Annotated in this window: 13 protein-coding genes and 1 tRNA gene; all 14 read right to left on the bottom strand. The window is 57.4% G+C overall.

The window, feature by feature from the left end:
* Positions 1 to 137: GTP-binding protein (locus VLV32_04570; GenBank protein ID HUL41162.1), on the bottom strand; the 137-nt coding region annotated here is incomplete at its 3' end.
* Positions 138 to 158: 21 nt separating this feature from the next.
* Positions 159 to 2,252 carry an elongation factor G gene (fusA, locus tag VLV32_04565; GenBank protein ID HUL41161.1) on the bottom strand — a complete coding sequence of 698 codons (2,094 nt, stop codon included), beginning with the start codon at positions 2,250 to 2,252 and terminating at the stop codon, positions 159 to 161.
* Positions 2,253 to 2,284: 32 nt separating this feature from the next.
* Entirely contained in the window at positions 2,285 to 2,755 is a 471-nt protein-coding gene (gene rpsG / locus VLV32_04560) for a 30S ribosomal protein S7 (GenBank protein HUL41160.1), read from the bottom strand.
* 18 nt (positions 2,756 to 2,773) lie between these two features.
* Complete coding sequence (rpsL, locus tag VLV32_04555) at positions 2,774 to 3,151, bottom strand: 30S ribosomal protein S12 (GenBank protein HUL41159.1); 378 nt, start codon at positions 3,149 to 3,151, stop codon at positions 2,774 to 2,776.
* Between the two features lie 91 nt (positions 3,152 to 3,242).
* The gene (rpoC, locus tag VLV32_04550) at positions 3,243 to 7,478 is read right to left on the bottom strand and encodes a DNA-directed RNA polymerase subunit beta' (protein HUL41158.1); all 4,236 of its coding nucleotides are present in this window, start codon (positions 7,476 to 7,478) and stop codon (positions 3,243 to 3,245) included.
* Between the two features lie 37 nt (positions 7,479 to 7,515).
* Positions 7,516 to 11,589: a DNA-directed RNA polymerase subunit beta gene (rpoB, locus tag VLV32_04545; protein HUL41157.1), complete on the bottom strand. Its 4,074-nt coding sequence runs from the start codon at positions 11,587 to 11,589 to the stop codon at positions 7,516 to 7,518.
* Positions 11,590 to 11,795: 206 nt separating this feature from the next.
* Positions 11,796 to 12,179, bottom strand: coding sequence for a 50S ribosomal protein L7/L12 (rplL, locus tag VLV32_04540; GenBank protein ID HUL41156.1), 384 nt, complete (start codon positions 12,177 to 12,179; stop codon positions 11,796 to 11,798).
* Positions 12,180 to 12,203: 24 nt separating this feature from the next.
* Positions 12,204 to 12,725, bottom strand: a complete 522-nt coding sequence (gene rplJ / locus VLV32_04535) for a 50S ribosomal protein L10 (protein HUL41155.1) — start codon at positions 12,723 to 12,725, stop codon at positions 12,204 to 12,206.
* Positions 12,726 to 12,749: 24 nt separating this feature from the next.
* The gene (gene rplA, locus VLV32_04530) at positions 12,750 to 13,436 is read right to left on the bottom strand and encodes a 50S ribosomal protein L1 (GenBank protein HUL41154.1); all 687 of its coding nucleotides are present in this window, start codon (positions 13,434 to 13,436) and stop codon (positions 12,750 to 12,752) included.
* A 1-nt stretch (position 13,437) separates the two neighbouring features.
* Positions 13,438 to 13,869, bottom strand: a complete 432-nt coding sequence (gene rplK, locus VLV32_04525) for a 50S ribosomal protein L11 (GenBank protein HUL41153.1) — start codon at positions 13,867 to 13,869, stop codon at positions 13,438 to 13,440.
* A gap of 84 nt (positions 13,870 to 13,953) precedes the next feature.
* Positions 13,954 to 14,487, bottom strand: coding sequence for a transcription termination/antitermination protein NusG (gene nusG, locus VLV32_04520; GenBank protein HUL41152.1), 534 nt, complete (start codon positions 14,485 to 14,487; stop codon positions 13,954 to 13,956).
* Positions 14,487 to 14,834: a preprotein translocase subunit SecE gene (secE, locus tag VLV32_04515; protein ID HUL41151.1), complete on the bottom strand. Its 348-nt coding sequence runs from the start codon at positions 14,832 to 14,834 to the stop codon at positions 14,487 to 14,489. The genes nusG and secE overlap by 1 nt, the downstream gene beginning before the upstream one ends.
* Before the next feature lie 36 nt (positions 14,835 to 14,870).
* Positions 14,871 to 14,946 (bottom strand) — tRNA-Trp (locus VLV32_04510).
* A 76-nt stretch (positions 14,947 to 15,022) separates the two neighbouring features.
* Positions 15,023 to 15,167 (bottom strand): elongation factor Tu (locus VLV32_04505; GenBank protein ID HUL41150.1); only part of this gene is annotated, 145 nt, incomplete at its 5' end.

The raw sequence follows: 15,167 nt of genomic DNA, 5'->3' as shown, positions 1-15,167 counted from the left end.
CTCTTCGCTTCACCGCCGTATTTCTTGGATAAAATAATGGTCATCGCCGCAGTCAGCGTGGTCTTGCCATGATCTACGTGCCCAATCGTCCCTACATTGACATGCGGCTTGGTCCGCTCAAATTTGCCTTTTGCCATAGCGCTTCCCTTAATACCTCATTATTTCTTGTTGATGATTGCTTCCGCTTCGCTCTTCGGCATTTCAACGTAATGCTTGAATTCCATGGTATAGGTTGCGCGCCCCTGGGTCGCCGAACGCAGCGAAGTTGAGTAGCCGAACATTTTAGCAAGCGGTACTTCCGCGCGGATCAACTTTATCCCGGGCAGCAAATCTTCCATGCCCTGGATAATGCCGCGCCGCGAATTCAAATCGCCGACCACGTTGCCCATGAAATCTTCCGGGGTCTCCACTTCCACCGCCATCATCGGCTCCAGCAGCACCGGATTGGCTCTGCGCATGCCATCCTTGAAGGCAAACGACGCAGCCATTTTGAAGGCATTTTCGTTTGAGTCCACTTCGTGGTACGAGCCGTCGAATAATGTCACTTTCACGTCCACCACCGGAAAGCCGGCCAACACACCGTTGGGGAGCGTATCGAGCAGCCCCTTTTGAACTGCGGGAATGTATTCGCGCGGCACCGCACCGCCTTTTATCGAATCCACGAACTCATATCCCTTGGCGGGATTGGGCTCGAGCTTCAGCCAAACATGGCCGTATTGCCCGCGGCCGCCTGACTGTTTGATGAACTTGCCTTCCACCTCGTCGACATTCCTTTTAATGGTCTCGCGATACGCAACTTGCGGCGCTCCCACGTTGGCCTCGACGCCGAATTCGCGCTTCATGCGGTCAACGATTATTTCCAGATGCAGCTCGCCCATTCCCGAGATGATGGTCTGCCCGGATTCCTCGTCGGTGCGCACGCGGAACGAAGGATCTTCCTGCGCCAGGCGGTTCAACGCCACACCCATTTTCTCCTGGTCGGCTTTGGTCTTGGGTTCCACTGCGACGTGAATTACGGGTTCGGGGAAGACCATGCGTTCCAGCGTAATCACTTTATTGGGATCGCACAGCGTGTCCCCGGTGGTCGCTTCGCGCAAACCGACCGCTGCTGCAATGTCGCCCGCCCGCACTTCCTTGATTTCGTCGCGCTGGTTGGCGTGCATCTGCAACAGGCGTCCAATGCGCTCCTTCTTGCCCTTTACCGGGTTGTACACGGTATCTCCAGATTTCACCACACCGGAATAGACGCGGAAGAAAATCAGCTGCCCGACGTAAGGATCACTGGCTATTTTGAACGCCAATCCGGAAAAAGGCTCGTCATCCGAAGCATGGCGCTCGCCGGGCTGGCCGTTTTCCAGCTCACCCTTGACCGGGGGGATATCCACCGGTGCAGGAAGATAGTCTATCACCGCGTCCAGCATCGCCTGTACGCCCTTGTTCTTGAAAGCGGAGCCGCACAGCATCGGCACGATTTCGTTATGTATCGTGCGCAGACGCAAACCGCGCTTGATGTCCTCGGGCGCGAGATCGCCTTTTTCGAGATACGCATGCATCAGGTCTTCGGAGGCTTCTGCGGCGGTTTCAATCATTTTTTCGCGCCACCGCTTGCATTCCTCAAGCATTGCCGCCGGAATATCGCGCTCTTCAAATTTCATTCCCTGGGTGCCGTCGTCCCAGTAGACCGCTTTCATTTTCACCAGATCCGCTATGCCTTCGAATTTTTCTTCCGAGCCCACCGGCAACTGAATCGGCACCGGGTTGGCCTTGAGTCGCGATTTCATTTGTTCATAGACGCGCATGAAATTCGCGCCCTGACGGTCCATCTTGTTGACAAAGGCAAGGCGCGGCACGCGGTATTTGTTGGCCTGGCGCCATACTGTTTCGGTCTGCGGCTGCACTCCGCCCACTGCGCAAAACACCGTGCACGCGCCATCCAGCACGCGCAAGCTGCGCTCCACTTCGATGGTGAAATCCACATGGCCCGGGGTGTCAATGATGTTGATACGGTGTTCGGGATGGCTGCGATCCATGCCCTTCCAGAAACAGGTCGTGGCCGCTGAAGTAATGGTGATTCCGCGCTCCTGTTCCTGCTCCATCCAGTCCATGATGGCCGTTCCGTCGTGCACTTCGCCCAGCTTGTGCGATACGCCGGTGTAAAACAGGATGCGTTCCGTGGTCGTGGTTTTTCCGGCATCGATATGCGCGGTGATGCCGATGTTGCGGTAACGGTCGATCGGTGTTTTGCGTGCCACGGCTAAATTCATCCTTGAATTTTTCCTGGGGCCTAGAACCGGTAATGCGAGAAGGCCTTGTTCGCTTCGGCCATGCGATGCACTTCCTCGCGTTTTTTGATTGCCCCGCCCCGGCCTTCAGCGGCCTCGGCAAGCTCTCCCGCGAGGCGCGCGCCCATGGACTTTTCGCCGCGGCCGCGGGCCGCATCGCGCAACCAACGCATGGCGAGCGCAGTGCGGCGTACCGGTCGGACTTCAACGGGCACTTGATAGTTCGCGCCGCCGACGCGGCGGCTCTTCACTTCAACCATCGGCCTCACATTGGCGATAGCCTGGCTGAAAACCTCAAGCGGGTCCTTGCCGGTTTTCTTCGCAATTTGTCCCAGAGCGCCGTATACGATTCTCTCAGCGACCGATTTCTTCCCGCGCGTCATCAGCACGTTCACGAATTTGGCGACGTCCTGGTTGCTGTACTTCGGGTCCGGCAAAATCGTGCGTTTTGCAATTTCTCTGCGTCGTGGCATGAATATCTCAAGAATTCGTTAAGCCGGTTTCACGCGCTTTGCGCCGTACTTGGAACGCCCCTGCTTGCGGTCTTTCACTCCCGCGGTATCGAGGCTGCCGCGCACCGTATGGTAGCGCACACCGGGCAGGTCTTTCACGCGCCCGCCGCGGATCAGCACGACTGAGTGCTCCTGCAGATTGTGCCCCTCGCCGCCGATGTAACTGGTCACTTCGAATCCGTTCGTGAGCCGCACCCGTGCCACCTTGCGCAACGCGGAATTCGGCTTTTTCGGCGTAGTGGTGTAAACGCGCGTGCACACGCCGCGCTTTTGCGGCGAATTGCCCAGCGCCGGGACTTTGCTTTTCGTGCGTTTGGCAACCCTCGCCCCGCACACTAACTGGTTGACCGTCGGCATGAGTCTGGTTTTCCTAAAAAATACGGACGGCGTGGTTGCGTGCCGCGCCGCCCGAAAGGACTGTGGATTTTATGGACTTAATCGCTACCTGTCAAGCTGCGTGCTCGGCGTCTTTCGCTTCTCCTGCACCGACTTCGCCCACTTCCGGGGTTTCCGCGGGACCCGCTGCCCCTTGCTTGCGCCGCGTATTGTGAAAAGCGAGTCCGGTGCCGGCCGGAATCAGACGGCCGACAATGACGTTTTCCTTGAGACCGCGCAATTCGTCCTTCTTGCCCATGATCGCAGCTTCGGTCAGCACGCGCGTGGTTTCCTGGAACGAAGCCGCCGAGATGAAGGAATCCGTTGAAAGCGAAGCCTTGGTGATGCCGAGCAGCAGGTAATCAAACGTCGCGGATTTCTTGCCCTCGGAGGTCACGCGCTCGTTTTCTTCCAGCACGCCTGCACGCTCAACCTGTTCGCCGGGAATAAAGTACGTATCGCCGGCATCGATGATCTGCACCCGCCGCAACATCTGGCGCACGATGACTTCGATATGCTTGTCGTTGATCTTTACGCCCTGCAAGCGGTACACGTCCTGTACTTCATCCGTGATGTAGCGCGCCAGCGCCTCGACACCCAGCAAACGCAGAATGTCATGCGGATCGGCCGGGCCGTCCACGATCATCTCGCCCTTGTTTACAACCTGGCCGTCATGCGCCATCACATGCTTGTCCTTGGGTATCAAGTACTCGTGGGCCACGCCGTCAAGATCGGTGATCACCAGGCGCTGCTTGCCCTTGGTATCCTTGCCGAATGATACGGTGCCGGTGACTTCCGCCAGCACGCCGGCGTCCTTCGGGGAACGCGCTTCGAACAGCTCGGCAACGCGCGGCAGACCCCCGGTGATGTCACGAGTTTTGCTGGTTTCCTGCGGAATCCGCGCCAGCACTTCGCCCACGCTAACCTGCTGTCCGTCTTTCACGGTAATGATGGAGCCGATTTGAAAGGTAATGTTGACCGGCAAATCGGTGCCGGCAATTTTCACTTCCCGGTCTTTGTCATCCAGCAACTTCACTTGCGGGCGCAATCCCTTGGCCTGCGCCACGCCGCGCCGTTTCGGATCGATTACCACCAGCGTCGCGAGCCCCGTGACCTCGTCGATTTGCTTGGCCACGGTAACCCCTTCCTCGACATTCTCAAAGCGGATGCGGCCGGCGTATTCGGTGATAATGGGCCGGGTATGCGGATCCCAGGTCGCAAGCATCTGTCCCGCCTTGACCTTGGCGCCGTCCTTGATCGTCAGATTGGCGCCGTAAGGCACTTTGTGCCGCTCGCGCTCGCGTCCGTTGTCGTCCTGTATCACCACTTCACCGCTGCGCGAGATCGCGATTTGCTCGCCTTTGGCATTGGTCACATAGCGCATAATCGAACTAAAGCTCGCCGAGCCGTTGGATTTGGCCTCGACTTGACTCACCACCGCGGTACGCGAAGCGGCACCGCCGATATGGAAGGTGCGCATGGTAAGCTGAGTTCCCGGCTCGCCGATGGATTGCGCCGCGATGACCCCCACCGCTTCGCCTACGTTTACCAGCTGTCCGCGCCCGAGATCTCTGCCGTAGCATTTTGCGCACAGGCCGTAACGGGTTTCGCAGGTCAACGGGGTGCGCACTTTCACTTCGTCTATGCCCAGCAGTTCAATGCTTTCGAGCAGATCCTCGTCCAGCAACGTGCCGGCTGCGATCAGTGTTTGGTTTGTTTCGGGATGCGCAATGTCGATAGCTGCCACGCGACCGAGAATGCGTTCGCGCAAGGCTTCCACCACTTCGCCGCCTTCCACCAGCGCTTTCATCACCACGCCCTGGGTCGTGCCGCAGTCTTCTTCGGTCACCACCAGGTCCTGGGTCACATCCACCAAACGCCGCGTCAGGTAACCGGAATTCGCGGTCTTTAACGCGGTGTCTGCGAGCCCCTTGCGCGCGCCGTGAGTCGAAATAAAATACTGCAACACGTTCAGGCCTTCGCGGAAATTGGCGGTAATCGGGGTTTCAATGATCGAGCCGTCGGGCTTCGCCATCAGTCCCCGCATTCCCGCGAGCTGGCGAATTTGCGCCGCCGAGCCGCGGGCCCCGGAATCGGCCATCATGTAAATCGAGTTGAATGATTCCTGGGTCACGGCCCCGCCTTTCTTGTCGAACATCGGCACGGCGCCTTTCTTCGGGTCCCATTCCAGCACCGCTTCGGTGCCGAGTTGTTCCATCATCGCTTTCGCCACCACATCGCCGGCGCGTCCCCAGATGTCCACCACTTTGTTATAGCGCTCGCCCTGGGTTACAAGTCCGGAGGTATATTGCGCCTCGATTTCCTGCACTTCTTTCTCGGCGGCGGAAATGATTTCATTTTTCTGCTGCGGCACCAGCATATCGTCCACGCAAATTGAAATGCCCGCGCGAGTTGCAAGTGTAAATCCGGCGTACATCAGCTGATCGCCAAATATCACCGTCTCTCTAAGCCCGCAGCGGCGGAAGCTTGCATTGATGAGCTTGGAGATTTCCTTCTTCTTGAGCGGTTTGTTGATAAGTTCGAACGGCAGGCCCGCGGGCAAAATTTCGGATAACAAGGCCCGGCCGACCGTCGTTTCATAACGCGTGACCTTCTCGCTGCGTTTACCCTCGGCATTAATCTCAAACTCCTTGATGCGTACGTGAATCCTGGCGTTGAGTTCGACCTGCCGCGATTCGTACGCGCGCGTAACTTCCGCCACATTGGAGAATTTCATGCCTTCTCCCCGGGCGTTAATTTTCTCGCGCGTCGTGTAATAAAGTCCCAGCACGATATCCTGCGAAGGCACGATAATCGGCTCGCCGTTGGAAGGCGAAAGCACGTTGTTGCTGGACAACATGAGCGTTCGCGCCTCCATCTGCGCCTCCAGCGAAAGCGGCACATGCACCGCCATCTGGTCGCCGTCGAAGTCGGCGTTGAACGCAGCGCAAACCAGCGGATGCAGTTGGATGGCCTTGCCCTCGATCAGCACCGGTTCAAAAGCCTGAATGCCCAAACGGTGCAGAGTGGGTGCACGGTTGAGCAGCACCGGATGTTCGCGAATCACTTCTTCAAGAATATCCCACACTTCCGGCACCTCGGCTTCGACCAGTCGCTTCGCGGCCTTGATCGTCGTGCCGGGTTCGAGCAGCTCCAGCTTGTGGAAGATGAACGGCTTGAACAGTTCCAGCGCCATTTTCTTGGGCAAGCCGCACTGATGCAGCTTCAACTGGGGACCGACCACGATCACCGAGCGCCCCGAGTAATCCACGCGCTTGCCCAGCAGGTTCTGGCGGAAACGCCCGCCTTTGCCCTTTATCATGTCGGCAAGCGATTTCAACGCGCGTTTGTTGGCTCCGGTCATCGCTTTGCCGCGCCGCCCGTTGTCGAGCAGGGAATCCACCGATTCCTGCAGCATGCGTTTTTCATTGCGCACGATGATTTCCGGCGCCTTCAGTTCCAACAGCCGCTTCAGGCGGTTGTTGCGGTTAATCACGCGCCGGTACAAATCGTTAAGATCGGAGGTCGCGAAACGCCCGCCGTCAAGCGGCACCAGCGGACGCAATTCCGGCGGCAGTACCGGCAGGACTTCCATGATCATCCAATCCGGCTTAATGCCCGATTGATGAAACGCTTCCAGCACCTTCAGGCGCTTCGCCAGCTTCTTGATCTTGCTGTCGGAGCCGGTGGCCGCAAGTTCCTTGCGCAGGTTTTCCACCTCCTGGTTGAGATCGAGGTTGCGCAGCAATTCACGAATTCCCTCCGCCCCCATGCTGGCCGAAAACTCATCGCCGTATTCTTCCACCTTGGCAAGATAATCGTCTTCCGAAAGCAGCTGGCAACGGTTTAAAGGCGTCATGCCGGGATCGGTCACCACGTAGGCTTCGAAATACAGCACTCGTTCAATGTCGCGCAGCGTCATGTCGAGCACCATGCCCAAGCGGGACGGCAACGACTTCAGGAACCAGATATGAGCGACCGGGCTCGCGAGTTCGATATGTCCCATGCGCTCGCGGCGCACTTTGGACAAGGTCACCTCCACACCGCATTTTTCGCAGATCACTCCGCGGTGTTTCAGCCGCTTGTATTTGCCGCACAGACACTCGTAGTCCTTGACCGGGCCGAAAATCTTGGCGCAGAACAGTCCGTCGCGTTCCGGTTTGAACGTGCGGTAGTTGATGGTTTCCGGCTTTTTGACTTCGCCGTAAGACCAAGAACGGATTTTTTCAGGCGAAGCAAGTCCGATTTTGATCGCGTCGAATTCTTCTTCCTGCGTGACCTGTTTAAACAAATCGAGCAAAGCTTTCATTAGCTACTCCTAAATATTTAGCGGTCGGTGCCTTAAATCAATAACGATCCAAATCAATGTCTATCGCCAGCGAGCGAATTTCCTTTACCAGGACGTTGAACGACTCCGGCATGCCGGCATCGATCTTGTGATCGCCCTTGACGATGTTTTCATAGACCTTGGTGCGGCCCGAAACATCGTCGGATTTGACGGTGAGCATTTCCTGCAGCGTATAGGCCGCGCCGTAAGCCTCCAGCGCCCACACCTCCATTTCGCCGAAGCGCTGTCCGCCGAATTGCGCCTTGCCGCCCAAAGGCTGCTGGGTGACCAGGCTGTATGGGCCGGTGGAGCGCGCGTGCATCTTGTCGTCCACCAGATGGTGCAATTTCATCACGTGCATGAAGCCCACGGTTACCGGCCGGTCGAACGCGTCGCCGTTTCTGCCGTCGTAAAGCGTGATCTGCCCGGAGCGCGGCAATCCCGCGAGCTCGAGCATGTTTTTAATTTCTTCCTCAGTGGCCCCGTCAAACACCGGAGTGGAAAACGGCACTCCCCCCTTGAGGTTTTGCGCCAGATTCAGGACCTCGGCATCGCTCAGCGCGGCAATGTCTTCCGGCCTGCCGCTGGAGTTGTAAACCAGGGTCAGGGCCTTGCGCACGTCGGAAACCTTGGCGTGCGCGTTCAGCAGGTCGCCAATTTTCTGGCCCAGGCCTTTCGCCGCCCATCCCAAGTGCGTTTCCAGGATTTGACCCACGTTCATGCGCGAAGGCACTCCCAGCGGATTCAGCACGATATCCATCGGCGTGCCGTCCGCCATATGCGGCATATCCTCCACCGGCACGATCTTGGAGATCACGCCTTTGTTGCCGTGACGGCCCGCCATCTTGTCGCCCGGCTGCAGGCGGCGCTTTACCGCCACATAAACCTTCACCATCTTTTGCACCCCGGGCGGCAGTTCATCGCCGCTGGTCAGTTTCTTTTTCTTGGCTTCAAAAGCACCATCAAAATCCAGTCGCTGCTGCGCCAGGCGTTCCTTGAGCTGCTCCAGCTGGCGGCTCGCCTGATCATTGGCAAGGCGAATATCAAACCAGCTGTGACGCTCCACCTCGGTAAGATACGACTTGGTCAGCTTGCTGCCCTTGGCGAGTTTCTTGGGCCCGCCGTTGGCCGTTTTGCCCAGCAGCAAGCGCTCAATGCGGCCGAACGTGTCATCCTCGACAATGCGCAACTGATCGGCCAAGTCTTTTTTGTAGCGTCTAAGCTCGTCGTCGATGATTTGCTGGGCGCGTTTGTCGCGCTCGATTCCTTCGCGCGTGAATACCTGCACGTCGATCACCGTTCCCGACATGCCCGAAGGCACCCGCAGCGAGGTATCTTTCACGTCGGACGCTTTTTCCCCGAAAATCGCGCGCAGCAATTTTTCCTCCGGCGTTAGCTGGGTTTCGCCCTTGGGCGTTACCTTGCCCACCAGCACGTCGCCCGCTTCGACCTCGGCGCCGATGTACACAATGCCGGATTCGTCCAGCCGCGACAGCATGGTCTCGGAAAGATTGGAAATATCGCGCGTGATTTCCTCCGGTCCCAGCTTGGTGTCGCGCGCCACCACCGAAAGTTCTTCGATGTGGATCGAAGTGAAGCGTTCATCCGCCACTATGCGCTCCGAAATCAGAATCGAGTCCTCGAAGTTGTAGCCGTTCCACGGCATGAACGCCACCAGCAGGTTTTGCCCCAGTGCAAGTTCGCCCATATCCGTCGAAGCACCGTCGGCAATCACGTCGCCGCCGGCAATTGCATCGCCCACTTTCACCACCGGCCGTTGATTGATGTTGGTGTTCTGGTTAGAGCGCGTGTATTTCACCAGGTTATAAATATCCACTCCCACTTCGTCCGCGGTGGTTTCGTTATCGTTTACACGCACCACTATGCGGGACGCATCCACATAATCCACCACGCCGCCGCGCACCGCCTGCACCGCAGTGCCTGAATCCACCGCTACCGTGCGTTCGATGCCGGTGCCGACCAGCGGCTTTTCGGCGCGCAGGCAAGGCACCGCCTGGCGCTGCATGTTCGAACCCATCAGCGCGCGGTTGGCATCGTCGTGCTCGAGAAACGGAATCAAGGACGCCGCGACCGAAACGATTTGCGAGGGCGCCACATCCATGTACTGAATCCGATCCGGGCTGGACATGGTGAATTCGTTGTGATGCCGGCAGGAGATCATTTCATCGACGAACTTGCCTTTTTTGTCGAGCGCGGCATTCGCCTGTGCAATCACAAACTGGCCTTCCTCAATGGCAGACAGATAATGAATTTCGTCGGTTACTCTGCTGTTCACTACCTTGCGGTAAGGCGTTTCCATAAAGCCGTACTGGTTGGTGCGGGCATAAAGCGCCAGCGAATTGATGAGGCCGATATTCGGGCCTTCCGGCGTTTCGATGGGGCACACGCGACCATAATGCGTAGGATGCACGTCGCGCACTTCAAATCCGGCGCGCTCCCGAGTGAGACCGCCGGGACCCAAAGCCGATACGCGCCGCTTGTGAGTGATTTCCGACAGCGGGTTGGTCTGATCCATGAATTGCGACAGTTGACTGGATCCGAAAAACTCGCGGATCGCCGCCGACACCGGCTTGGCATTGATAAGGTCGTGCGGCATCAGATTTTCCGATTCCGCCTGCGACAATCGCTCGCGCACTGCGCGTTCCACCCGGACCAAACCGGCGCGGAACTGGTTTTCTGCGAGTTCGCCCACCGAGCGCACGCGGCGGTTGCCGAGGTGATCGATGTCGTCGATTTCGCCGCGCCCGTTTCTGAGTTCAACCAGTATCTTGATCACCGCCACAATATCTTCATTGGTCAGCGTGCCGGGACCGGTCAATTCCTGCCGTCCCACACGGCGGTTGAACTTCATGCGCCCCACCGCGGATAAGTCGTAGCGGTCTTCCGAATAAAAAAGACCGTGGAACAGCGTTTTCACCGCGTCTTCGGTCGGCGGTTCGCCGGGCCGCATCATGCGGTAGATCGCCACCTGCGCCGCCATGGTGTCCGCGCTCTCATCTATTCTCAGGGTCTGGGAAATATAGCTCCCCTGGTCGAGGTCATTGATATAAATGGTGTTGACCTTGCCGACCTGCGCCTCCTGCAGTTTTCTGACCATATCCTCGGTTATTTCGTCGTTGGCGCGCGCCAAAATCTCGCCGCTTTCCTTGTCCACGACGTTGTGCGCCAACACGCGCCCGACCAAAAATTCGCCCGGCACCAGCATTTTCTGCAGGCCGGCCTGCTCCATATCGCGGACATGCTTGACGGTGATGCGCTTGTCCTTGGGAACGATCAGCTTGCCGCTCTTGGTGGTGATATCGAAGCGCGCGATTTCGCCGCGCATACGCTCCGGCACCAGCTCAAACTGAATGCCTTTCTTGCTGATCTGGAACGTATCGAACGCAAAAAACTCCGCCAGGATCTGTTCCGGCGTGTAGCCGATGGCTTTGAGCAGTGTGGTCACCGGCATTTTGCGCCTGCGGTCAACGCGGAAATACAAATAGTCCTTCGGGTCAAACTCGAAATCGATCCACGAGCCGCGGTAGGGTATGATGCGCGCGGAAAAAAGCAGCTTTCCCGAAGAATGCGTTTTGCCCCGGTCGTGCTCGAAGAACACGCCCGGAGAACGGTGCAGTTGCGACACGATCACGCGCTCGGTGCCGTTGATGACGAAAGAACCGGTCGAAGTCATGAGCGGTATCTCACCCATGTACACTTCCTGCTCCTTGACTTCCTTCACCGTCGGTTTGCTGGCTTCGCGATCCATAATGGTGAGCTGTACCTTGGCGCGCAGCGGCGATGCATAAGTGAGTCCTCGCTGCTGGCATTCTTTGACGTCGAACGGCGGCATGCCCAGCGTGTAGCTCACAAATGCCAGCCTCGCGTTTTTAGAATGGCTTTCGATAGGAAATATCGAGGTGAACGCGGCCTGCAAACCTTCGTTCTTGCGTTTTTCAGGCGGCACGTCGGCCTGCAAAAACGAGGCGTACGAGTCAAGCTGTGTGGCGAGAAGAAACGGCACCTGCAGCACGCTGGCGCGCTTGGCAAAATTCTTGCGGATGCGTTTTTTCTCGGTAAATGTATAGCTCATATCAACTCCATAATGGTTAAACGCCCGGGGTGGATGGAAACAGCGCTGTTCGAGGCGTAGAGGACATGCATCGCCGTTGCAGTCGTCAATTCCGGCGTAATACCGGAAGCAACGGATCGCAATTGGCTAATCGGATAGAGTGCGTTAAACAAAAGCCTTGAGGCCGGCGGTTGCCCGCCAGCCGGCATACCCGATATATTGGGCGCTTATTTGATTTCGCAAGTGGCGCCGGCTTCCGTCAGCTGCTTCTGGATCGCTTCGGCATCGGCCTTGGAAACGCCTTCCTTGACCGGCTTCGGCGCTCCGTCCACCAGGTCCTTGGCTTCCTTTAACCCAAGACCGGTTACCGCGCGAACCACTTTGATCACGTTCACCTTGTTGTCACCAACCGTTTTTAGAATCACTGCGAATTCGGTTTTTTCTTCAACTGCGGCAGCGGCCGCGCCTCCGGCGGCGGGGGCCGCGACGGCAACTGCGGTAGCGGCGGCTGACACGCCGAACTTTTCTTCCAATTGCTTGATCAGCTCAGAGAGCTCAAGCACTGTCATCTTTCCTATTGCATCCAGAATATCGGCTTTTGCAGCAGCCATAATTTTCTCCTGATTTAAGTAATGTTATGCAGACTTGTGATCACGTATCGCGGCCAGAGTTCGCACAAATTTGCCCGGTATTTCATGCAGCGTGCGCAGCAACGTTACCAGGGGCGCTTGCAGGGTGCCCGCCAGTTTCGCCAGAAGTTGCTCGCGGCTCGGCATCTTGGCGAGATTGGCGATGTCCTTGGATGTCATCACCAAATTGGCCATGGCACCGCATTTGATGACGAAATTCTCGTTTTCCTTTGCGAATTCATGCAATAACTTCGCCGCGGCGACCGGGTCCGCGGAAATGCCGTAGGCCAGCGGGCCCAGCATTTTCTCCGACAATCCGGCGAACGGCGTTCCCGCTACGGCACGGCGCGCTAAAGTATTTTTCAGCACGCGGAAATACACGCCTGCGCTGCGCGCCTTGGCACGCAACTGGGTCATGTCGCCGACCTGCGTGCCGCGGTATTCGGCAAGGACTACGGCCTGAGCCTTGGCGAATTGCGCGCTGACTTCAGCCACCATTGCCTTTTTTTGTTCAAGATTCAGACCCAACGTGTATCTCTCCTTAAAATTTCATCATGCCAAGGTCGATTGATCGATCTTGACTCCCACGCCCATGGTGCTGGATATGGAAATTTTTTTCAGATAAACGCCCTTAATGCCCGATGGCCGGGTTTTATTCAGCGCGCCGACCAGCGCCATCAGATTTTCGCGCAATGCGTCGACGCTGAATGACGCACGCCCGATGGTACACTGCACGATGCCCGACTTGTCGGTGCGGTACTGCACTTGGCCGGCCTTGGCGTTTTTCACGGCAGCCGCAACATCGGCGGCCACCGTTCCCACTTTGGGGTTCGGCATCAGTCCGCGCGGTCCGAGTATCTGTCCGAGCTGCCCGACCACGCGCATCGCGTCGGGGCTCGCGATCGCGACATCAAATTCAATTTTGCCGGCTTTAACGCTATCCGCCAGATCTTCAAAGCCGACGATATCTGCGCCGGCCTCCTTCGCCAGCTTGGCTTTGTCGCCTTGCGCAAATACGGCGACCCGCACTTTTTTTCCGGTGCCGGCCGGCAGCACCACCGAACCGCGCACCTGCTGGTCCGTTTTCTTGATGTCCACGCCAAGATTGATAGCCACGTCGATTGCCTCGTCGAATTTGGCGGTTGCGGATTCCTTGACCAACTTCAGCGCTTCCGGCATCGCGTAACGCTTGTTGCGGTCAACTTTGGCATTAATCAGTTTGTAGCGTTTGGACGCCATCTCACATGCCCTCGACTTCAATACCCATGCTGCGCGCGCTGCCGGCTATGGTACGCACTGCGGCCTCAAGGTCGGCTGCGGTTAAATCCGGCATTTTAAGCTTGGCGATTTGCTCGGCTTGCGCGCGCGTTATCTTGCCCACTTTGTCGGTATGCGGTTTGGGGCTGCCTTTTTCCAGCTTCGCCGCTTTTTTGATCAGCACCGACGCCGGCGGCGTCTTCACCACAAAACTAAAACTCTTGTCGGCGTACGCGGTGATCACCACCGGCACCGGCAATCCGGCTTCCATACCCTGGGTCTGAGCGTTGAACGCTTTGCAGAATTCCATGATGTTCAAGCCGCGTTGCCCCAACGCAGGCCCGATCGGAGGACTGGGATTCGCCTTTCCCGCGGGCACCTGCAATTTGACGAAGCCAACTATTTTCTTAGCCACGCATTCTCCTATCGCGTCCCCGCGGATGCTCGCGCATTCTGCCGCTAAACAATAATTGCACCTTAGCCATGCGATCCGTAATTCCTAAGCTTTTTCCACCTGGCCGAAATCGAGTTCCACCGGAGTGGAGCGGCCGAAAATCGAAACTGAAACGCGCAGCTTGCTCTTGTCGTAGTTCACGTCCTCGACATTGCCGTGAAAGTCGGTGAAAGGGCCTTCCCGGACCCGGACCGCTTCGCCGATTTCGAACAACACCTTGGGTTTGGGTTTCTCCACCCCTTCCTGGATCTGCTGCAAAATGTTCTGCACTTCCTTTTCGCTGATCGGCGTGGGCTTATTGGCGCTGCCGCCGACAAAGCCGGTCACCTTGGGCGTACTTTTCACCAGGTGCCATGTTTCATCGGTCATTTCCATTTCGACCAGCACGTAGCCCGGAAAAAACTTGCGCTCGCTGATGTTTTTCTGCCCGCTTTTCATTTCCACCACTTCCTCTACGGGCACCAGTATCTGCCCGAACTTGTCTTTCATCCCGGAGCGCTCGATGCGATCGGCGAGCGTGCGCTGCACGCTTTTCTCAAAACCCGAATAGGCATGCACCACGTACCAGCGCTTTGCCACTATTCGCTCCGCCCCATCAGATAATGCACCACCCATAGCAATCCCGCATCCACCATCCATAAAAACAACGCCATCGCCAGCACGAACAGCATAACGATCCCGGTAACTTGAAACGCTTCCTTGCGCGTCGGCCACACCACTTTCTTGGTTTCTTCAACCGCTTCCTGGCTGAACGTGTAAAACTGCTTGCCCGGGGCGGTAAACCACGCCAGCACCACGGCCAGCACCAGGCCCGCCAGGATGGGAGCAATGCGGATGATGGTCGCACTGTCTGCCAGATAGTAATAACCGGCTATGCCTGCTGCCACCAACAGCAGCGCCACCAGCAGTTTGATTTTGTCCGCCATATTTCCGTTATTGAGCCCGTGGCCCCCCGCCTGTTGTGGCAGGCCAGGAGGGTCTCGAACCCCCAGCCTTCGGTTTTGGAGACCGACGCTCTGCCAATTGAGCTACTGGCCTTTAAAAATTAACGAATGAAATGAAAAAGGCGAGGAAAAAACGTTCCCGATATTCATTACCCTTCACTCCTGACCAATCACTCGATTATCTTCGCGACCACGCCGGCGCCCACGGTGCGGCCGCCTTCGCGGATGGCGAAACGCAAGCCCTCTTCCATGGCAATCGGGGCAATGAGCGCCACCGTCACCGTCACATTGTCCCCCGGCATCACCATCTCGGTG

Source organism: Burkholderiales bacterium, from assembly GCA_035518095.1.
In the GTDB taxonomy this organism is placed as follows: Bacteria; Pseudomonadota; Gammaproteobacteria; order Burkholderiales; family JAHFRG01; genus JAHFRG01.
Note: the sequence above shows the minus strand (reverse complement) of the source record. Positions and strands in the feature narration are given on the sequence as shown.